The organism is Roseateles sp. UC29_93 (genome assembly GCF_042695725.1).
Lineage (GTDB): Bacteria > Pseudomonadota > Gammaproteobacteria > Burkholderiales > Burkholderiaceae_C > Roseateles > Roseateles noduli_A.
The window spans coordinates 154,307-173,614 of sequence record NZ_CP170545.1 but is presented as its reverse complement, the minus strand read 5'-3'; the positions used below and the strand labels follow the sequence as shown (position 1 = coordinate 173,614).

At 69.1% G+C, this 19,308-nt stretch carries 16 protein-coding genes; 7 read left to right on the top strand and 9 right to left on the bottom strand.

Features of this window, described 5'->3' with window-relative positions; translation table 11 throughout:
* Positions 1-178: 178 nt before the first annotated feature.
* The gene (locus ACFJIX_RS00735; RefSeq protein WP_377157002.1) at positions 179-1,048 is read left to right on the top strand and encodes an MHFG family PEP-CTERM protein; all 870 of its coding nucleotides are present in this window, start codon (positions 179-181) and stop codon (positions 1,046-1,048) included.
* On the opposite strand, the gene ACFJIX_RS00730 is transcribed toward ACFJIX_RS00735, so the two are convergent.
* From ACFJIX_RS00730 to ACFJIX_RS00715, 4 genes are all read right to left on the bottom strand, one after another.
* On the bottom strand, positions 957-3,164 hold the full coding sequence (locus tag ACFJIX_RS00730) for a prolyl oligopeptidase family serine peptidase (RefSeq protein ID WP_377157000.1): 2,208 nt from the start codon (positions 3,162-3,164) through the stop codon (positions 957-959). The genes ACFJIX_RS00735 and ACFJIX_RS00730 overlap by 92 nt on opposite strands.
* A complete protein-coding gene (locus ACFJIX_RS00725) occupies positions 3,164-3,772 on the bottom strand; it encodes a GNAT family N-acetyltransferase (RefSeq protein WP_377156999.1) in 609 nt (202 codons plus the stop codon). The genes ACFJIX_RS00730 and ACFJIX_RS00725 overlap by 1 nt, the downstream gene beginning before the upstream one ends.
* Before the next feature lie 74 nt (positions 3,773-3,846).
* A complete protein-coding gene (locus ACFJIX_RS00720; protein WP_377156998.1) occupies positions 3,847-4,071 on the bottom strand; it encodes a hypothetical protein in 225 nt (74 codons plus the stop codon).
* Positions 4,072-4,142: 71 nt separating this feature from the next.
* Positions 4,143-4,985: a MoxR family ATPase gene (locus tag ACFJIX_RS00715; RefSeq protein WP_088406056.1), complete on the bottom strand. Its 843-nt coding sequence runs from the start codon at positions 4,983-4,985 to the stop codon at positions 4,143-4,145.
* Positions 4,986-5,234: 249 nt separating this feature from the next.
* On the opposite strand from ACFJIX_RS00715, the gene ACFJIX_RS00710 reads away from it, so the two are divergent.
* From ACFJIX_RS00710 to ACFJIX_RS00685, 6 genes are all read left to right on the top strand, one after another.
* The gene (locus ACFJIX_RS00710; protein WP_377156997.1) at positions 5,235-5,795 is read left to right on the top strand and encodes a c-type cytochrome; all 561 of its coding nucleotides are present in this window, start codon (positions 5,235-5,237) and stop codon (positions 5,793-5,795) included.
* Between the two features lie 143 nt (positions 5,796-5,938).
* Positions 5,939-7,210, top strand: a complete 1,272-nt coding sequence (locus tag ACFJIX_RS00705; protein WP_377156995.1) for an HD-GYP domain-containing protein — start codon at positions 5,939-5,941, stop codon at positions 7,208-7,210.
* Between the two features lie 189 nt (positions 7,211-7,399).
* Positions 7,400-8,317, top strand: coding sequence for a hypothetical protein (locus ACFJIX_RS00700; protein WP_377156994.1), 918 nt, complete (start codon positions 7,400-7,402; stop codon positions 8,315-8,317).
* A gap of 183 nt (positions 8,318-8,500) precedes the next feature.
* Entirely contained in the window at positions 8,501-10,099 is a 1,599-nt protein-coding gene (locus ACFJIX_RS00695) for an ABC transporter substrate-binding protein (protein WP_377156992.1), read from the top strand.
* A 28-nt stretch (positions 10,100-10,127) separates the two neighbouring features.
* Entirely contained in the window at positions 10,128-11,024 is an 897-nt protein-coding gene (locus ACFJIX_RS00690) for an urease accessory protein UreD (protein WP_377156991.1), read from the top strand.
* Between the two features lie 168 nt (positions 11,025-11,192).
* On the top strand, positions 11,193-11,597 hold the full coding sequence (locus ACFJIX_RS00685; RefSeq protein WP_377156989.1) for a GFA family protein: 405 nt from the start codon (positions 11,193-11,195) through the stop codon (positions 11,595-11,597).
* 191 nt (positions 11,598-11,788) lie between these two features.
* Here ACFJIX_RS00685 and mdoH read toward each other — a convergent pair whose 3' ends face one another.
* The 5 genes from mdoH to ACFJIX_RS00660 form a co-directional block, all read right to left on the bottom strand.
* On the bottom strand, positions 11,789-13,966 hold the full coding sequence (mdoH, locus tag ACFJIX_RS00680) for a glucans biosynthesis glucosyltransferase MdoH (RefSeq protein ID WP_377156987.1): 2,178 nt from the start codon (positions 13,964-13,966) through the stop codon (positions 11,789-11,791).
* An 11-nt stretch (positions 13,967-13,977) separates the two neighbouring features.
* A complete protein-coding gene (locus tag ACFJIX_RS00675; RefSeq protein WP_377156985.1) occupies positions 13,978-15,486 on the bottom strand; it encodes a glucan biosynthesis protein G in 1,509 nt (502 codons plus the stop codon).
* 244 nt (positions 15,487-15,730) lie between these two features.
* On the bottom strand, positions 15,731-17,092 hold the full coding sequence (locus ACFJIX_RS00670; RefSeq protein WP_377156983.1) for a sigma 54-interacting transcriptional regulator: 1,362 nt from the start codon (positions 17,090-17,092) through the stop codon (positions 15,731-15,733).
* Between the two features lie 31 nt (positions 17,093-17,123).
* Positions 17,124-17,765: a hypothetical protein gene (locus ACFJIX_RS00665; protein ID WP_377156981.1), complete on the bottom strand. Its 642-nt coding sequence runs from the start codon at positions 17,763-17,765 to the stop codon at positions 17,124-17,126.
* Positions 17,723-19,171: an ATP-binding protein gene (locus ACFJIX_RS00660; RefSeq protein ID WP_377156979.1), complete on the bottom strand. Its 1,449-nt coding sequence runs from the start codon at positions 19,169-19,171 to the stop codon at positions 17,723-17,725. Before ACFJIX_RS00660 ends, ACFJIX_RS00665 begins: the two co-directional genes overlap by 43 nt.
* Positions 19,172-19,308 lie beyond the last annotated feature (137 nt).

The window sequence follows — 19,308 nt, the reverse complement described above, 5'->3', positions numbered from 1 at the left end:
TGCCCCCTGCGCCGTGGAGTGCCCGCGCTTGGCGACACGCAGTCGCGCCACCCACAGTCGCGCGACGCTCTCGGCGATACGCAGTACGCCTTGCGCAACACCTGTCCCCGGGTCCCGGTCTTGCCAAAGGAAGCTCGCCTTCAACTTTGCCGAGGTCCCACAGGGCCGTCGCCCTCCCATGTCACGACTGCAGTACCTGTTTGCCGCGCTTGCGGTTGGGGCGTTCCTCGCCCACGTGCCGGCGCGGGCCGCCGCGCCTGCCGCCTGTTCATGGGACCGTCCGGGCCACGACAGCTTCATGGGCGACGTGCCCGCGGCCGTCGACCGCTACACCGATCTTGCGCCGGCGGTGCGTGAGCGCCTCAAGACGCGGATGCGGGCGCACGAGTACGACGACGTCGTCGAGATCTCGCGCGATCGCATCGAGGGGAATGCGGGCTACGAGCCGCAGATCCGCGACATGCATTTCGGCCGGGGACGCGTTTGTGCGAGCGTCACGCGCGATCGCTGGTCCGACGATCAGCGCGAGCGTGCGCTGGTCTATTGCGAAGGCACGGCCTGCGTGATGGTGCCCACCGTGTGCCGCAACGTGAGCCGCATCGCCCGCGTGCCGGGCGGCGGCGGGGGTGGAGGCGCCACGCCACCCGGCGAAGGCGAACTGCTCTTCGATCCGCCGGGCGCCGGTGCGCCGACACCGGTGCCGGCGGACACGCCGCCCTTGTCGACATTGCCGCCCACGCCCTTGACCGGCGTGCCGGAGACGCCGCCGGGCTCGTTCTCGAGTCCGCCGCGCGTGTCGATCGGGCCACCGCCCGCGGGACCGCCACCGTTCTCCGTGCCGACGCCGCCGCTGTTCGTGCTGCCACCGCGTACCGAGCAGCTGCCGCCGCCGGCGGTGCCGGAGCCCTCGACGCTCGCGATGGCTGCGGCGGGCCTCGCGTTGCTGGTGCTGCTCCTCAGGCGCGCTGCTTCTTCGAGCCGCTCCTTGCGCCCGCTTTCGCTCCCGCGCCCGCTTTCGCTTTCGCCTCCGACTTCGCGCCGGCCTTGATGCCCGCCTTCGTGCCGGTCGTGTCGTGGCGCTTGAGCCAGTCGAAGAACTCGCCGTACCAGAGCCTGGAGTTGCGCGGCTTCATGACCCAATGGTTCTCGTCGGGGAACCAGACGAGCCGGGCGTCGACGCCCTGCGCCTTCAGCGTGTTGTAGTAGGCCAGGCCCTGCGCGTCGGGGACGCGGTAGTCGAGCTGGCCGTGGATGACCAGCGTCGGCGTGTTGAAGTGCTGCGCGTAGCCGATCGGGCTTTGCGCGGCGACCTTGGCCGGATCCTTCCAGTACGCCGTGCCCAACTCCTTGGCATGCCACAGGTAGGCGTCGTTCGCGAACATCGCCGTCCAGTCGAAGCAGCCCGCGTGGCAGACGTAGGCCTGGTAGCGGCCGGCCGGCACGTGGCCGTTCATCCACGCGACCATGTAGCCGCCGTAGCTGCCGCCCGTGGCGAACACCCGCTTCGGATCGGCCCAGGGCTGCTTGAGCAGCAGGTCGGTCGCGATTTCCACGTCCTGCAGTTCCAGCTCGCCCCAACGCCCGGTGATCGAGTCGGCGAAGCGGTTTCCGAAGCTCGACGAGCCGTGGTAATTCACGCAGGCGACGACGTAGCCCTGCGATGCCATCGCCTGGTGGTTCCAGCGCCAGTGCCAGCTGTCGCCCATGGCGGTGTGCGGACCGCCGTGGATCAGCTGCATCAGCGGCACCTTGGTCTTCTGCTTCGGGTCGAAGCCGGGCGGGTGGTAGAGCCACATCTGGACGAGCTCGCCCAGCGCGCCTTCGTACCAGAGCTCTTCGACCTCGCCGAAGCGCAATGAGGCGAGCGCCTCGTCGTTGAAGGATTCGATGCGGTGCAGCACCTGCTCCTCGGCGTCGCCCTCGCGATCGACGACGGAGACCTGCGGCGGGAAGGACGCGCTGTCGTGCAGGACGACCAGCGTGCCGGCCTCGAGCGCGAACGCGCCGACATGGCCGCCCTCGCACAGCGGGAACGCGTGCAGCGTCTTCACGTCGAAGCGGTAGAGATGGCGGCGCCCCTGGTCCTCGGCGCAGAAGAGCACGCCGAGGTCGTCCTCGTCCCAGCGCAGCGGGGCGGCGACTTCCTGATCCCAGTCCTCCGACAGCACGGCCCAGTTGCCGTGCGTGTCGAGCACCGCCAGCTGCTGCGGCATCGTGTGCTTCAGGCCCTGGTGGGTGGCGATGAAGGCGATGTGGTGGCCCGCGTGGCTGTAGACCGGCGCGACCAAATCCCAGCCCGGCTCGTGCAGCAGCACCTGCGCGCGGCCCGAGCGGACGTCGATCTCGGCCAGCGCGTTGCGGTGCTCCAGCGTCTTGGGCGTGTTCGGGTCGAAGCTGAACACGATGCGGCGGCCGTCCGGCGAGATGTCGAAGGTGTCGGCATCGGGCTCGGCGCGGCTGAGTTCGAAGTCGGTGCCCTCGAACAGGTCGCGGACCTCGCCGCTGGCCAGGTCGATCACGTGCAGATGTGGCACGCGGTTCATCGGCAGCGAGTGGTCCCAGAAGCGGTAGAAACCTTCCTCGGTCACGTAGGCCGATTCCTTGCGGTCCTTCTCGGCCTTGCGGCGCTCGGCCTGCGCGGCCTGGCCCTTCAGGCCCGGGTCGACCCAGGACACGAAGGCCAGGCGCTGGCCGTCGGGGAACCACTTGAAGGACTCGACGCCGAAAGGCAGCTTCGTCACGCGGCGGGCCTCGCCGCCATCAGGCGGGATCACGTAGAGCTGCGGTGCGTCGTCCTTGTCGCCTTCCTGGTCGCGACGCGCGATGAAGGCGACGGATTCGCCGGTCGGGCTCCAGCGCGGCTGGCCGTCCTTCTCGCCGGCGGAGGTCAGCACGCGCGGCTCGCCGCCCAGCGTCGACAGCAGCCACAGCGCGGTCGCCCCCTTGTTCTTCTCCATGTCGTAGCGCGTCACCGGCACGACGGCCTGCGCGCCGTCCGGCGACAGGCTCGGCGCGCCGATGCGCGCCAGCGCCCACAGCGCGTCGACGTCGAAGGTCTTCAACGCGGAGGCGTTCTTCTTCGATGCGCTCTTCGTGGCGGCGGGCTTCCGGATCGGGGGCTTCCTGGCGGGAGTCTTCGCGGGGGTCTTCTTCACGGCGGGCATCAGGCGCTCCGGGGTTTGTCGAGTAACCACTGCAGGTGGGTCTGGATGGTCGGCCATTCGGCCGCGGTGATGCTGTAGACGGCGGTGTCGCGCGGCAGGCCGCTGGGCATGATCACGTGCGAGCGCAGGACGCCGTCGAGCTGCGCGCCGAGCCGCTCGATCGCGCGGCGGCTCTGCGTGTTGAGGCGGTTGGTGCGGAACTCCACCGCGATGCAGTCCAGTGTCTCGAACGCGTGCCGCAGCAGCAGCAGCTTGCACTGCGTGTTCAGCCCGCTGCGCTGGCTGGACGCGCGGGTCCAGGTGGAGCCGATCTCGACGCGGCGATTGGTCGCGTCGATGTTCATGTAGGTCGTCATGCCGGCGACGCGGCCGTCGGCATCGAACACGGTGAAGGGGTTCATCGAGCCCGCGTCGCGCAGTCCCAGGCGCCGGTCGATCTCCGCGCCCATGCGGTCGGGCGCGGGCACGGTGGTGTACCAGAGCTTCCAGAGTTCGCCGTCGGCGACCGCGTCGACCAGCGCCTCGCGGTGATCGTGCGACAACGGCTCGAGCCGCGCATGCGGGCCGGTCAGCGTGACCGGCGCGGTGAAGGGGGTGGGTGCGGTCATGAGTCGAGCCGACCCTCGGCCGGCGGTGCGAGGAAAAGGGGGAGGGTGAAGGATGGGCGAGGGCAGGGCGGGCCTCAGCCCTTGTTGCCGAGCAGCAGCCGGCGCAGCAGCCAGCGGCAGCCGCCCATGCCGACGAGGATGGTCAGCAGGCCCAGGACCTGGGTCGGCCCCCAGCCGGGCTCGCCGATGAATTCCCATCCCAGCGAGCGGCCGACCAGCAGGCCGATCACGCCGCCGCCGACGAATCCCAGCGCGTCGGCCAGCGCGGTGCGCCAGGCGGCGTTGAAGTCTTGGCTCATGCCTGTCTCATCCTTGTTCCGTTCTTGTTCTGGCCCGGCGGCTTCGGCGGATCCTGCTCAGCTGATTCTGCTCAGCGGTTGCGGCTCTGCATGTAGACGAGCTTCTCGAACAGGGTCAGGTCCTGCTCGTTCTTCAGCAGCGCGCCCACCAGCGGCGGGATCGCGACCTTGTCGTCCTGCGTCTGCAGCGCCTCCAGCGGGATGTCCTCGGCCAGCAGCAGCTTGAGCCAGTCGATCAGTTCCGACGTGGAGGGCTTCTTCTTCAGCCCCGGCAGCTTGCGCACGTCGTAGAAGGTCTTCAGCGCGGCGGCCAGCAGGTCCTTCTTCAGCCCGGGGAAGTGGACGTCGACGATGGCCTGCATCGTGTCGGCCTCGGGGAACTTGATGTAGTGGAAGAAGCAGCGGCGCAGGAAGGCGTCGGGCAGCTCCTTCTCGTTGTTGGAGGTGATGAACACCAGCGGCCGGTGTTTCGCCCGGACCCACTCGCGGGTCTCGTAGACGTAGAACTCCATGCGGTCGAGTTCGCGCAGCAGGTCGTTGGGGAACTCGATGTCGGCCTTGTCGATCTCGTCGATCAGCAGCGCCACCGGCGTGTCCGACGCGAAAGCCTCCCACAGCGTGCCCTTGACGATGTAGTTGGCGATGTCGCGCACCTTGTCGTCGCCGAGCTGGCTGTCGCGCAGCCGGCTGACCGCGTCGTACTCGTACAGGCCCTGCTGCGCCTTGGTCGTGCTCTTCACGTGCCACTGCAGCAGCGGCAGTCCCAGGGCCTTGGCGACTTCCTCGGCCAGCAGCGTCTTGCCGGTGCCCGGTTCGCCCTTGACCAGCAGCGGCCGCGTCAGCGTGATGGCCGCGTTGACCGCCAGCATCAGGTCGGGCGTGGCGACGTAGTCCTGGGAACCTTGGAATTTCATGAGGGGCTTCTCTAGCGCAGGGGTGAAAACCAGTATATAGGGCCCCCCCTATAATCGCGCCGCCCCAAATCCTAGAAGATCGGGACCATGAGAAGACAACTGCAGATCTCCCTCGCGTTGATGCTGGCCGGAAGTGCGTTTGTTGTAGCCGCTCAGTCCAACGCCCCTTCGTCGCCCGCGCCGGGACAAGCGCCGTCGACGACCACCCCCGCCGCGACGTCCGCGGCAACACCTGGCCCCCAGGCCCCGGTGCAGGCCAAGGTGGCCATGTGCATCGGCTGCCATGGCATCCCCGGCTATCAGGCCACCTTCCCCGAGGTGCACAAGGTCCCGATGATCGCGGGCCAGAACGCCAAGTACATCGCCAATGCGCTGACGGCGTACGCCAAGGGCGACCGCAAGCACCCGACCATGCGCGGCATCGCGCTGCCGTTGGGCGACCGGGACATCACCGAGATCTCCGAGTACTACGCCGGCCTGGCCAAGGTCGACGCCGTGCCCGCGACGGTCGAGGCGCCGGCCGACGTCAAGAAGCTGCTGGACAAGGGCGCGTGCGCGAGCTGTCATGGCGCCAACTTCAGCAAGCCGATCGACGGCACCTACCCCAAGATCGCCGGCCAGCACGCCGACTATCTGTACGTGGCGCTGAAGTCCTATCAGATCGAGGGCAAGCCGTATCACGGGCGCACCAACGCGGTGATGGCGGGCCAGGTGAAGCAATTCAGTCACGCCGAACTGAAGCTTCTGTCGCAATATTTGGCAGGCTTGCCATCCGAACTCCGTACAGTCCCGCAATCGCGGTTCCGTTGATCCGTGGCAGGCTGTGAGCCAGCCTCGGTGCAAGCGAAGAGCAGTAGCCAACCGCCCGCCAGGGCGGTTTTTTATTGCCTGTACTGACTGTGCGTGCGCCGGGAGGGCGCCATACTGTGTTGCCCTGGACGAAAACGCCAGTCATGCTGAAGAAGATCCCGACGGCCCAGGTGAAGCTGGGCATGTATCTGCAAGGGATGGAAGGGTCGTGGCTGTCGCACCCTTTCTGGAAGACGAAATTCGTCCTCACCGATCCCGAGGATCTGAAGGCGCTGAAGGCCAGCGGCGTGCCGTTCTGCTGGATCGACGCGTCCAAGGGCCTGGACGTCGACGCCCCCGAGGCGCCGAAGGCGGCCCTGGCTCCGCCCGCTGCCGCGCCCGCCCCGTCCGCGGCGCCCGCGGCGACGGAGCCTCCCGCCGCACCCGCCGTCATTGCCGCGGCGCCGCGACTCGAGTTGAGCACCGCGCCCGCGTCGATGGGCGAGGAGCTCGAGCGCGCCACGCAGGTGATGCAGCGCTCCAAGCGCGCGGTGATGACGCTGTTCGGCGAGGCCCGGCTGGGCAAGGCGATCGACGCCGAGCAATGCCTGCCCCTGGTCGAGGAGGTCGCGAGCTCGGTGGTCCGCAATCCGTCGGCGCTGATCAGCCTGGCGAGGCTGAAGACCAAGGACGACTACACCTACATGCACTCGGTGGCGGTGTGCGCGCTGATGGTGTCGCTGGCGCGGCAGATGGGCCTGGACGAGCCGCGCACGCGCGAGGCCGGCCTCGCCGGTCTGCTGCATGACGTCGGCAAGATGATGATGCCGCTGAACGTGCTGAACAAGCCGGGCGCGCTGACCGACGCCGAGTTCGCGATCATGCGCGACCACCCGACGCGCGGCTTCGAGATGCTCAAGGAAGGCACCTCGGTGCCCGAGGCGGCGCTGGACGTCGCGCTGCGGCATCACGAGAAGATGGACGGCACGGGCTACCCCGGCAAGCTGGCGGGCGAGCAGATCAGCCTGCTGTCGCGCATGGGCGCGGTGTGCGACGTGTACGACGCGATCACCTCGAACCGGCCCTACAAGAACGCGTGGGATCCGGCGTCGTCGCTGGCGCGGATGGCGCAGTGGACGGGGCATTTCGATCCGCGGGTGTTCCAGGCCTTCGTGAAGTGCGTGGGCATCTATCCGGTGGGGACGCTGGTGAAGCTGCAGTCGGGCCGCCTGGGGGTGGTGCTGGAGCAGAACGCCACGGCGCTGACGGCGCCGCGGGTGCGGGTGTTCTATTCGACGAAGTCGCAGATGCCGATCCCGACGCAGGTGCTGGACCTGTCGGCGAACCACGCGTCGGACCGCATCGTCGGCCGCGAGGATCCGGCCACCTGGGGCTTCCAGCGGCTCGACGAGCTCTGGCAGGCGCCGGCGAAGTGAGGCCGGGGGATCGTCTCGGGAGAGACGATCCACGCGATGACAGCAAGTCTTGGTGGCTGCCGCTGACTCAGAGCGGTGGCGCTCCTCAATCTTTGAGGTGAAAGTCTCCTAGTTCAGGCAATGGTTCGCCTGACGCGTCCGCTCGAAGATGCAGACCTCGCGCTGATGAATGGCGCTGGAGGGCATCTGATGGCAGTCCTGTTGAAAGAGGCGAGCCCGGCTGACGAGGCGCCGGCAAGTTCGTTGAAATCCGATCCGCTGGCACCACCGTTCGACGTGGTGACCTATGCGGGACCGATCACGATGGAAGGCTACGAGCAGTTGAGCACGCTGCTCGAAGAACGACGAACGAACGACGAGGTACTCGTCGTTCTGGAAACGCCTGGCGGCGATCCGCACGCGGCATTCCGTATCGCGCGGGCGCTGGGATTTCACTACGACCGGGTCGAGGCGCTGATTTCGCGCTACTGCAAGAGTGCAGGAACACTGGTTGTGCTCGGCGCGTCAGTGCTGCACATGGACGATCGTGGCGAACTAGGTCCGTTGGACATGCAGGTGCGGCGGGTCAATGAGATCGCTCGCCAGGGTTCCGCACTGGAAGTCAGCGACACGATGGGCATGCTGTGGGCTCACCAACTGCTGAGCTTCGCAGACCTGATGCGTGAAATGACGGAATACGGAATGTCCTCAGATGTGGCCGCGATGGCGGCTGCAGGACTTGTGGGAGATGCCTTCCATCCTATCGCCCAGCAGATTGATCCCGTGATGCTCACCGCCATGTCCCGCGCCACTGGGATTGCCGTCGCCTACGGCGAGCGATTGGCGCTCAAGGGGCGGAACATCACCATGTCCGGAGTTTCTGACCTGGTGCACGGCTATCCGTCCCATGCCTTCGTGATTGATCGCAAGGAAGCGCAACTTCTCTTCCGTGATGTCCGATCTCCCTGTGGAGCGGTTGCACAGGTCGCTCAGTGGTGCCGACAGCAGCTCGACGTGTGGTCGCAAGCAGGGGCCCCTCTCGTCAACATTCATTCCTTTCCCTTCATTCATACGGAGAAGTTGCATGCACCAAATTCCAGTTCACATCCGAATTCGGGAACGGCGTAGGCTTATCGTCCTGGCCGTCGTAAAGCGCTACGCCAGCGTGCTTGACCTCAACCGTAGGCCTGAGGCGAGCCCGGGGGCTGTGGGCTCGCGGGCAATCCCTGACCCGTCCGGAAAGACCCCGACCTCCCGCTGAGCCCGTGCTCCCTACACTCCCCGACATCACACGACGTCGGGGAGCGCGGGATGACACGACTGCTCATGCTGCTGGCGCTGTGCGCCGGCGTGGTCGGGGGAGCCGTCGGCGGCGCGCCGGCGGCCCACGCGCAGACGCTGCGCTGGGCCAGCCAGGGCGACGCCCAGACGATGGACCCGCACTCGCAGAACGAGAGCCTGACCAACGGCATGAACTCGCAGGTCTACGAGCGGCTCACCGCCCGCGACCGCCAGCTCAACATCGTGCCGGGTCTTGCCTCCGAGTGGACGCAGGTCGGCCCGCTCGTCTGGCGCTTCAAGCTGCGTCCCAACGTCAGGTTCCATGACGGCTCGGCGTTCACCGCCGACGACGTCGTCTTCTCGCTGCAGCGCGCCAAGGCGCCGACCTCGCAGGTCGCCGTCTACGCCAACGCGGTCGGCACCGCGCGCAAGATCGACGAGCTCACCGTCGAGATCACCCAGCCGCGCTTCAACCCGATCTTCCTGCAGCACCTGGACCTGCTCTTCATCATGAGCAAGTCCTGGAGCGAACAGCACAAGGTGACGAAGCCGCTCAGCTTCAAGGACAACGAGGAGAGCTTCGCCAGCTTCAACACGAACGGCACCGGCCCCTTCATGCTGGTCCGCCGCCAGCCCGGCATCCGCACCGTCTACAAGCGCAACCCCAACTGGTGGGGCCGCTTCGAGGGCAACGTGCAGGAGGTGCAGTTCACGCCGATCTCGAACGACGCGACGCGGCTCGCCGCGCTGGTGTCGGGGGAGATCGACCTGCTGCTCGATCCCGCGCCGCGCGACGTGCCGCGGCTGCGCGCGACAGCGGGCGTGCAGGTGATCGAGGGGCTCGAGAACCGCCTGATCTTCGTCGGCATGGACCAGGCGCGCGACACGCTGGTGTACGGCCGCTCGCCCAGCGGCAAGAACCCTTTCCAGGACCTGCGCGTTCGCCGCGCGATGTACCAGGCCATCGACATCGACGCCATCCACAAGCGGCTGATGAACGGCCTGTCGCAGCCCACCGGCGGGCTGACGCCGTCGCCGCTCGGCGCCTTCGGCGATCCGGCGCTGGAGACGCGCCTGCCGTTCGACCTCGTCACCGCGCGCAAGGCCATGGCCGACGCCGGTTATGCGGACGGCTTCGAGGTGACGCTGGACTGCCCCAACAACCGCTACGTCAACGACGAGGCCATCTGCCTCGCCCTGGCGTCGATGTGGGCGCAGATCAAGGTGAAGGTGAAGGTCAACGCGATGCCGCGCGTCCTGTACTTTCCCAAGCTGGAGCGCTACGAGACCAGCCTCTACCTGATGGGCTGGGGCGGCGCGATCACCGACGCGGAGACCATCCTGACGCCGGTCTACCGCAGCGACGACAAGCCGTCCGGCGCCGGTTACTACAACTACGGCCGGTCGAGGAATCCGAAGTTCGATCAACTCGCGGGCGCGTCCTCGACCGAGGCCGATCCCGCCAAGCGCGAGCAGCTGATCCGGGCCGCGCTGCAGGAGTACCGTGAGCAGATCCACGTCCTGCCCCTGCATCGGCAGGCGGCGCCGTGGGCGGTGCGCCAGGGCGTGAAGGCCGTTCACCGCGCCGACAACTGGCTGGACTACGCCTGGGTCACGCTGCCGAAATGAGGGGCGGATGCCCCTAACATCCGCGCCCATGACCGCGCCTCCCGAGTCCTCGCCTTCCCCCGCTTCCGCCTCCTCCAACGATCCGGCCGCCAAGCAGTGGTTGGCCCGCCTGCGCGCCGACTACCGCGTCGAGCGCGGCCGCTGCGTCGTCAGCCATGACCATGAGGGGCCGCTGCGCCTGCTGAAGAGCCTTTATCCGGAAGGCGACGGGATCTGCCACAGCGTGCTGGTGCATCCGCCCAGCGGCCTGGTCGGCGGGGATACCTTGGACATCGCCGTGACGGTGGGGGAGGGCGCGCACGCGCTGGTGACCACGCCGGGCGCGACGCGTTTCTATCGCAGCCCGTCGGGCGCGCTCGCGACGCAGCGCGTGCAGGCGCAGCTGGGCGATCACGCGCGGCTCGAATGGCTGCCGCTCGAGGCGATCGCCTATCCCGGCTGCGAGGCGCTCAACGAGGCCCGCTTCACGCTCGCGCCGACGGCGGAAATGTTCGCGTGGGACATCACCGCGCTTGGCCTGCCCGGCGCGGGGCAGCCGTATGCGTCAGGACGTTTCCAGCAGCATCTGGAGATCCCGGGCGTCTGGCTCGAACGCGGTCTGCTCGATGCGGACGATGCCTTGCTGATGGACGGAGACCTCGGACTGGCCGGCCACCGTTGCCTGGGCACCCTGGTGTTTGCCGCCGGCACCGCGATCGGACGCGAACGTCGCGAGCAGGCACTGGACGCCGTCCGCGCGCTGATCGAGGCCGATCCGCTGCGCCTCACCGCCGGCGCCACGGCGGCGCAGGACGGCGTGCTGGTGGTGCGGGCGCTGGGACCGGTCGTCGAGCCGGTGTCGCTGCTGCTGCGCCGCTGCTGGGCCGCCTGGCGTCAGGTCTTGTGGGGCCTGGACGGCACCTCGCCCCGCCTCTGGGCGATGTAGGCCCCGCATCGGGGCGATGCCAGGGCAAGTCTCCGGCCCGCGCGCATCCCCCACTCTGGGGACGCCCATGCATGTCGTTGTGGCAACGATGTCTCAGAGTTGTAGCCAGCACACTAAGGCAGCGCTTAGCATGGCCGTTCCACAGACGGTCTCCAGGGAGGTGATCGCATGGCTTCACGTACCGCTTCGTGCAGTTGCGGCCAATTGAAGATCGTGGTGCAGGGAGAGCCGTTGGGAACCGGCCTCTGCCATTGCCTGGCGTGCCAGCGTCGCACGGGCAGTGTCTTCGCGACGCTGGCGGCTTTCGCCGAGCCCTACGAGGTCGTCGGCATCGCCACCGAGTTCGTGCGCGCCGGGGACCAGGGCGCCCGTTTCCGCTTCCACTTCTGCCCGGTCTGCGGCAGCAACGTCTTCCACACGGAAGAGGGTGTCGAAGGCTCGGTCGGCGTCGCCGTCGGCGCCTTCGCCGATCCGTCGTTCCCGCCCCCGCAGGACTCGGTCTATACCTGCCGCATGCACGGCTGGGTCCGATTGCCGGAGGAGGTCAGAACCTACGACCGGGATCCGACGTAGCGGTCGAAACGGGAACACCGCGAGCGCTGCTGGGGCCGGAATGGTGCTGGGGGTTCCCGGAGGGATGCCCCCTGCACCGTGGAGTGCCCGCGCTTGGCCTCCCGCACGCGCAACGCAACCACCGGTCCCGGGCGCCGCGCCTCCGCCATGACTCGTCGACGGGTGCCCGGGCCGATGGAGCGTTTCTCTGATCAGGCCGCCAGTCGCAGGTCCGGGCGGACCTCGGTGAACGTCGAGGGGCGCAGCGGCTGCGCCAGGCGCAGCAGGTGGCCCGGCTCGCTCAGGAAGCGCATGCGATCGGCATTCGACATCGTGTCGAGCGCCCCCGGTTGCGCCGTCAGTTCGCTGATGCGATGCCCACGGACCTGTGCGCGCGTGCCCTGGCCGACGTCGCGGCGCCCCATCGCTTCGGCTGCCAGCGCGGTCAGGCGGCGGCTCGCCAGCAGGTCGGCGAAGCCGGGGAGATGACGCTCCTGGCGACCATAGGCCCAGGCATTGCGCAGCACCGTCGGCGTGCGGCTTTCCTCCGGGATCACCAGCAGGCCGGCGCGGCGCATGCGCTCGCCCAGGCGGGAGCGGCTCGACAGCACCGTGATCGGCGCGGCCAGCAGCAGCGGCAGGGCGATCGGCGCGATCCAGATCAGCGTCGACGGGCTCAGCGCGCCGATCAGCGCCGTGAGGACCAGCGTCACCGCGCTGATGCGGCCGTAGGCGGCGAACGCTTCGCGCCAGGACACATCCTCGGCGGCCCGCGGCGGGGACTTCCAGTCCAGCGAGATCCCCGTCAGCGCGACCACGCAGAAGATCGAGTGGGCGACCATCCGCAGCGGCGCCTGCAGCAGCGACATGCCGGCCTCGGTGGCGCAGGACGCCACCAGCTTCAGCGAGCCGCCGTACTGCGACTGCTCGCCGCGCAGGATCAGCGCGGCCACCGACAGCAGACGCGGCAGCACCAGCATGCCGATCGTGCCGAACCACAGCGCGGCCACGCCCGGGGCCAGCGAGCCGTCTTCCAGGAAGGGCTGGAAGGCCTCGCTGCCGCCGACGTTCCAGAGCAGCACGCCCAGGCCCACGTACAGCAGCCACAGCGGCGCGGCCAGGTAGGACAGCGCGCCGGTGACCAGCATCGCGCGATGCACGCCGTGCAGGCCGGGCTCGGCGATCAGTCCGGCGTTCTGGATGTTGCCCTGGCACCAGCGGCGGTCGCGCTGCAGCTCGGCCAGCAGGTGCGGCGGCTGTTGTTCATAGCTGCCCGGCAGGTCCGCCACCAGCCACACCTGGTAGCCGGCGCGGCGCATCAGCGCGGCCTCGACGAAGTCGTGGGACATGATGTCCTTGCCGCGCAGCGGGGCCAGGGCGCAATGCTTCATGAAGGGCTCGACGCGGATGATCGCGTTGTGGCCCCAGTAGTGGGCCTCGCCCAGCTGCCAGAACTGCATGCCGGCGGCGAACAGGCGACCCGTCACGCGGCTCGCGAACTGCTGTGCGCGGGCGTGCGGCGTGTCGTGACCGCAGACCTGGTTGGCGGCCTGCAGGATGCCGGCGCGCGGGTGCTTCTCCATCAGACGGACCAGGCCCAGCAGGCAGTCGCCGCTCATCACGCTGTCGGCGTCCAGCACCACCATGTAGCGGTAGTTGCGGCCCCAGCGGCGGCAGAAGTCGGCGACGTTGCCGGCCTTCTTCTTCACCCGGCGCTGGCGCCAGCGGTAATGGATGCGGCCGCGGCCGGCGAACTGCGCGCGCAGCTCGGCCCAGGCGGCCAGCTCCTGCGTGCGGCGCTCGGGGTCGCTGCTGTCGGACAGGATGTAGACGTCGAACAGGCGCAGCGCGCCGGCGGCCGCGAGCGACTCGCAGCTGGCGCGCAGGCCGGCGAAGACGGTGGTCACGTCCTCGTTGCAGATCGGCATGATGAGCGCGGTGCGCGCGTCGGCGCCGAGCGCGTCATTGCCGGCGTCCTTGATGCTGATGGCGTGACGGTCGCCGCGCAGCATGACCCAGAAGCCCATCACCGCGGTGACGCAGCCGGCGCTGACCCAGGCGAACAGCAGCGCGAACAGCGCCAGGTGCACGCATTGCAGCGCGAAGGCCCAGGGGTCGGCGGCCCAGCCGTTGTGGGTGCGCCAGAGCACGCTGGTCGCCAGCGCGGTGGCGCCGAGGATCGACAGCTTCAGCGCGTTGCGGCGGTGCTTCGCGGCGGTCTCCCAGGCCTCGGGGGGCTGGGCCGCGGGCAGCGACTCGACCGGCGGCGTGCGCTGGCCCCAGGCGCGGGGCACCATCGCGCCGCGCTTGATCGCCGGGGCGCTCGGTCCGACGGGACCCGGCGCGGAAGCCGCCTGATGCAGGGTGCCGGTGGGCAGGGATGCGGTCATGTCGTGCTCCTTCACTGGGGAGGAAGAATCAGGCTCCAGGTCTCGGTGAGGACCTGTTGCTTTGTCTGGAGGAAGCCGCGCAGCTCGGTCGACTGACCGGGGCGGAGCTGCTTGATGCGGACGGCCATGCGCCAGCCGCCGGTGACCGGGTTCGGATAGGCGTTGACCTCGGTGACCTCGCCGTTGCCATTGGTGCTGGCGACGGCCTTGACCTCGGCGCCGGCGGGCAGCGCGGCGAGCGACGGGCCTTCGAAGTCGACGATGAACTGCTGCTCGTTCTTGTCCAGCTTGGCGTAGCTGTAGCCGGTGCGTGTCTGCACGGCCCAGGCGCCGGGCGGGCGTTGCTGCTGCTCGCCCTGCAGGTGCAGGCGGTACGAGTAGTCCAGCGGCTGGCCCGGGGCCGGCTGCTTCGCCGGCACCCAGTAGGCGACGATGTTGTCGTGGGTCTCGTCGGGCGTGTGCAGCGACATCAGCTCCACGCGGCCCGGACCCCAGTCGCTGGTCGGCTCGACCCAGGCGGAGGGGCGCATCTCGTAGCGCGCCTCGGTGTCCTCATAGCTGGCGAAGCGGCGGTCGCGCTGCATCAGGCCGAAGCCCTTCACGCCCGGCAGCGTGAACGAGGTCGTCAGCGTGCCGTTCGGGTTGATCAGCGGACGCCAGATCCATTCGCCGCTCGCGCTGGCGACCATCAGGCCGTCGCTGTCGTGGACCTCGGGCCGGAAGTCGCCCTTCTGCGGCTGGTTCTCGCCGAACAGGTACATGCTGGTCAGCGGCGCCAGCGCCAGCGTCGCGACCGGCGAGCGCAGGAACAGCCGCGCGCGCGTCTCGACGACCGTCTCGGCGCCCGGCTTGATCACGAAGGTGTAGGCGCCGCTGGCGCGCTGCGAGTCCATCAGCGCATGCACGGTCAGCGACTTCGCGTCGGCCGTGGGGCGCTCGATCCAGAACTCGCTGAAGCGCGGGAATTCCTCGCCCTTGCCGCCGACGGTGTCGATGGCCAGGCCGCGCGCCGACAGGCCGTAATGCTGGTTGGCGCCGAGCACGCGGAAGTAGCTCGCGCCGAGGAAGACGGCCAGCTCGTCCTTGTACTTGTCGTTGTTGAGCGCGTAATGCGCGCGGAAGCCTGCGTAACCGACGTCGCCCCACTTCTGCGGCGACAGCTGGCTGTTCTTGCCGTAGTCGAAGTCCTCGCGCTTGAAGGGGACAGGTCTTGCCTGGCCGCCGACGATCTCGTTGATGCGCACGGCCTGGGTCTGGTAGTGGCCCAGGTGGAAGAACATCAGCTCGAAGGGCAGCTTCTCCTCGCGCCACAGCGCGCGCGCCGGCTTGAAGCGGATGTCGCGCATCTGGTCGTAGTTGAGGTTCTTCAACTCGACCGGCAGCGCATCCGGCGGCGCGACGTAGGGCTTGGCGGCGAGCGCCTTGGCGCGCTCGGCCACCTCGTCGAAGCCGAAGGCGTGCGCCGCGACGGAGGCCGCCAGCAGCGCCGCGCCGACCGCGAGCCCGAGAACCGACCCCATCCACCGACGCTGGTCGGCCTGGAGGCGGGCACTGGCCGCCTGGATGAGGACCCGAGAGGAGGGGGAGTGAATATTTCTCATGTGACTGACCTACTGCAAGGCCTGTGCCACATGGGAATTCCGTTATGAATCAACGACTTGCGTCGTTTGTGCGGTGCCGCACACGGGAATTTCTGTCGCCGTGCGGCGACGGGATTGCCGCCTCTTCTTCCAAGTTGTTGATTTGAAAGGGATTTTCTTGTCGCTAATCGGCGACAGGCCCATCGGCGCGGAACATCGACGGCTCCAGTCCGTTGCGCTGCAGCAAGCGGTAGAACTCGGTCCGGTTGCGGTCGGCCAGCCGCGCAGCATCGGCGACATTGCCGTCGGTGAGCTTGAGCAGGCCCACCAGGTACTCGCGTTCGAAGCGCTGTCGCGCCTCGGCGTAAGGAAGTACTTCAATGCTGGGCAGGCGCAGCGCGCGCTGCACCAGCGAGAGCGGGATCAGCGGCGACGTGGCCAGCGCGCTGACCTGCTCCACGACGTTGTGGAGCTGGCGCACGTTGCCCGGCCAGGTGGCCATCGTCAGCGCCTTCAGCGCGTCGGGGGCGAAGCCGTTGACGCGCTTGTCGTACTTGGCCGCGAGCTTCTGCAGGAAGTGCTGCGCCAGCAGCGGGATGTCCTCGCGGCGCTCGTCCAGCGTGGGCAGCGTCAGGCTGACGACGTTGAGGCGGTAGTAGAGGTCCTCGCGGAACTGGCCCTCGGCCAGCGCGGCCTCGAGGTCGCGGTGGGTCGCGGACAGGATGCGCACGTCGATCGGCACCGAGGCGCTGGCGCCGACCGGGCGCACCTGGTGTTCCTGCAGCACGCGCAGCAGCTTGACCTGCAGCGGCAGCGGCATGTCGCCGATCTCGTCGAGCAGCAGCGTGCCGCCGTCGGCGGCCTGGAACAGGCCGCGGTGGTTCGCGAGCGCGCCGGTGAAAGCGCCCTTCACGTGGCCGAAGAGCTCGGACTCCAGCAGCGGCTCCGGGATCGCGCCGCAGTTGACGGCGACGAAGGGCCGCTTCGCGCGCGGGCTGGCCGCGTGGATCGCGCGGGCGAGCAGTTCCTTGCCGCTGCCGCTCTCGCCTCGGATCAATATCGGTGCCTGCGAGGCCGAGACCAGGCGGGCCTCGGCCAGCACCTCGGCCATCACGTTGGAGCGGCTGACGATGGACTCGCGCCAGGCCTGGTCGGGGCTGTCGTCCTGGTGGACGGCGGTGAGGGTCAGGGCTTGCGCGATGGTGTCGAGCAGCGCGCGACCGTCGAAAGGCTTGGTCAGGTAGGTGTAGACGCCCTGCGCGGTTGCGGCGACGGCGTCGGGGATCGTGCCGTGCGCGGTCAGCAGGATGACGGGCAGGGCGGGGTGGCGTTCGCGGATCGTGTTGAACAGCGCCAGGCCGTCCATGCCGGGCAGCTGCACGTCGCTGAGCACCAGCGCGGGCCGCTGCACGTCCAGTTGCGCGAGCGCGGCCTCGGCGCTGCCGACGGCGGTGACGTCGTAACCGGCGGCCTCCAGCCGCATCGACAGCAGCTTGAGCAGGTCGGCGTCGTCGTCGACGATCAGCAGTCGTGCACCACCGCTCATGTGAGCCCCTCGGAACGACCCTGCGCGGCGCTCATGGCTTGTCCAATGCCGAGCGCGGCCCGCCGAGGCTGCGCTCGATCGCCTTCAGCGCCTCGAGCTTGCGGTTCGCCTCATCAAGGCGGCGCTGCAGGTCGTCGCGGGCCAGGCGGGTCTTGTCGAGCTCGCCTTCCATGCGGCGCTGCTCGGCGACGCGGTCGACGAGGAACTGCGCCATGGGGCGCCATTCGTCGGCCTCCGGGCGCGCGTCGCGCAGGACCTGGTCGAGCAGCGTCTGGGCGCGGAAGGTCTCGCCGTTGGCGTGGCTGAACATCAGCGCGAGCGCGAGCTGCACGGCGTTGCCGGGCGGCAGCGCGCCGTCGTCGCGCGGGGCGACTTCCTGCGCGAGTTCGAGCGGGCTCATCTGGCGCAGCCGGTCGTTGAGGTTGAGCACGATGCGCGCCGCGTTGTCGGTGGGCGCGACGACGGGCACCTGCACCGGCACCTGCACGCGCACTTCCTTGACGATGGTCCGGGGCGGCTGCTGCGCGCAGCCGGCGGCCACGATCGTCGACAGGCCCACGGCGAAGCAGGCGGCAAGGCGGACGGCGACGGGCGCGCACCCGCGCGGGCCGGCCGGCGCGGGGCGGGCCGTCAGGCGTTGGTGGACTTCAGGAACCGGGGCGTGTGGGCGCATGGCAGCGTGATTCTGAAATGGGCGCCCTGGTCGGCGGGCAGCAGGTCGATGTGACCACCGTGGGCGGCGATGTATTCGGTGACGATGGACAGGCCGATGCCCGTGCCCTTCAGGGCGTCGTCGGGCTGGCGTTCGCCGCGGTAGAAGGGCTCGAAGATCCGGGCCTGGTCCGCCGGCGCGACGCCCGGTCCGTCGTCCCGCAGGTCGATGGTGAGCTGGCCGCCCTGGCGCGCGAGGTCGATGTCGACGCGGCCGCCGGGCGGGGCGAAGCGTATCGCATTGGAGAGGAGGTTGCCGACGGCGGCCGCGATCTTGGCCGGGTCGACGTCCGCCTCGAGCGGTCCGCCGTTGAGCGCGATGTGCAATCCGCGTGCCTGCCATTGCAGCCGCTGGTGGTCGATCGTGCCCTGGATCAGGGACATGAGCTCGGTGCGCTGTGGCTTGAGGTCGCGCGCCTCGAAGGCGGCGGCGTTGAAGCGCAGCAGGTCCTCGATCTGGCGCTGCAGCACGGCGGTGTTGTCGCGCAGGATGCGGGCGACTTCCTTCTGCTTGTCGTTGAGCGGTCCGGCGACCTCGTCCTCCAGCAGCGCCGTGCCTTCGCGCAGCGCGGCCAGCGGGGTCTTGAGCTCGTGCGAGACGTGCCGCAGGAAACGCGCCTTGTCGGCATCGAGTTCCGCCAGCCGCAGCCGCAGCCAGTCCAGGCGCTGGCCGATCACGCGCAGGTCGGCGGGGCCGCGGATCTCGATGCGGTCGTCCAGGCGGTTCTCGCCCAGGCCCTTGATGGCGCGGGCGAGGTGGCGCAGCGGACGGGTCAGGAAGATCCCGAACACCAGCGACAGCAGCGCCGCGACGCCGATCGCGCCCAGCACCTGCTGGCCGAGCAGCACGCGGCCGTTCTCGAGCTTGTCCTGCAGCACGCGGTTGCTGGTCTCGGCGTGCTTGCGGACGTCCTCGGCGAGGCCGCCGGTCTGGCCGCCGAGCTCGCGGAAGCGCGTCATCAGATCGGTCTCGCGCTTGCGCGGATTGGCGCCGCGGGGCGTGTCCATCAGCGCGCGGATCTCGTCGAGCTTGGTCTTCCAGGCGTCCAGCGGCGCGGGGGTCAGGCCTTGCGCGCGCAGCAGGCCGAGCAGCCGCTCGGCGTCGTCGGCGTCCTCCTCGAAGCGCTGGCGCAGCACGTGGTCCTCCAGGACGGCGTACTGCCGCGCGGCGCGTTCCATGCTGACGCCGCGATCGCCGAGCTGCTGCACCTCGCTGCTCATGCGCGCGGCGCGCACGACGGCTTCGCGGCTCTGCACGGTCAGCCGCTCGAGCGTCAGCAGGCCGCCCAGCGACGCGGCGGCGAGCAGGCCGGCGATCGACAGGAAGCCGATCAGCAGCATCTGGCGGAAGGAAATGCGGTTGAGCATCGGGCGGCAGTGTAGTGGGCCGGTCTGCGGCCCGGCTTGCGGCCCGGCTTGTGGTCCGGTCTGCGGCCCGGTCTGAGGTCCGGTTGTCGGATGCCCGGGTTCGCCGTCGGGAACCGTCGGCGAACACGACAACCGCG

What these genes read in the sequence shown, in the direction of transcription:
- ACFJIX_RS00725 (WP_377156999.1), bottom strand. Translation starts at nt 3,772, where the DNA reads ATGACCGCACCCACCCCCTTCACCGCGCCGGTCACGCTGACCGGCCCG.
- ACFJIX_RS00695 (WP_377156992.1), top strand. Translation starts at nt 8,501, where the DNA reads ATGACACGACTGCTCATGCTGCTGGCGCTGTGCGCCGGCGTGGTCGGG.
- mdoH (WP_377156987.1), bottom strand. Translation starts at nt 13,966, where the DNA reads ATGACCGCATCCCTGCCCACCGGCACCCTGCATCAGGCGGCTTCCGCG.
- ACFJIX_RS00730 (WP_377157000.1), bottom strand. Translation starts at nt 3,164, where the DNA reads ATGCCCGCCGTGAAGAAGACCCCCGCGAAGACTCCCGCCAGGAAGCCC.
- ACFJIX_RS00700 (WP_377156994.1), top strand. Translation starts at nt 7,400, where the DNA reads ATGGCAGTCCTGTTGAAAGAGGCGAGCCCGGCTGACGAGGCGCCGGCA.
- ACFJIX_RS00705 (WP_377156995.1), top strand. Translation starts at nt 5,939, where the DNA reads ATGCTGAAGAAGATCCCGACGGCCCAGGTGAAGCTGGGCATGTATCTG.
- ACFJIX_RS00685 (WP_377156989.1), top strand. Translation starts at nt 11,193, where the DNA reads ATGGCTTCACGTACCGCTTCGTGCAGTTGCGGCCAATTGAAGATCGTG.
- ACFJIX_RS00735 (WP_377157002.1), top strand. Translation starts at nt 179, where the DNA reads ATGTCACGACTGCAGTACCTGTTTGCCGCGCTTGCGGTTGGGGCGTTC.
- ACFJIX_RS00660 (WP_377156979.1), bottom strand. Translation starts at nt 19,171, where the DNA reads ATGCTCAACCGCATTTCCTTCCGCCAGATGCTGCTGATCGGCTTCCTG.
- ACFJIX_RS00670 (WP_377156983.1), bottom strand. Translation starts at nt 17,092, where the DNA reads ATGAGCGGTGGTGCACGACTGCTGATCGTCGACGACGACGCCGACCTG.
- ACFJIX_RS00720 (WP_377156998.1), bottom strand. Translation starts at nt 4,071, where the DNA reads ATGAGCCAAGACTTCAACGCCGCCTGGCGCACCGCGCTGGCCGACGCG.
- ACFJIX_RS00665 (WP_377156981.1), bottom strand. Translation starts at nt 17,765, where the DNA reads ATGCGCCCACACGCCCCGGTTCCTGAAGTCCACCAACGCCTGACGGCC.
- ACFJIX_RS00715 (WP_088406056.1), bottom strand. Translation starts at nt 4,985, where the DNA reads ATGAAATTCCAAGGTTCCCAGGACTACGTCGCCACGCCCGACCTGATG.
- ACFJIX_RS00690 (WP_377156991.1), top strand. Translation starts at nt 10,128, where the DNA reads ATGACCGCGCCTCCCGAGTCCTCGCCTTCCCCCGCTTCCGCCTCCTCC.
- ACFJIX_RS00675 (WP_377156985.1), bottom strand. Translation starts at nt 15,486, where the DNA reads ATGGGGTCGGTTCTCGGGCTCGCGGTCGGCGCGGCGCTGCTGGCGGCC.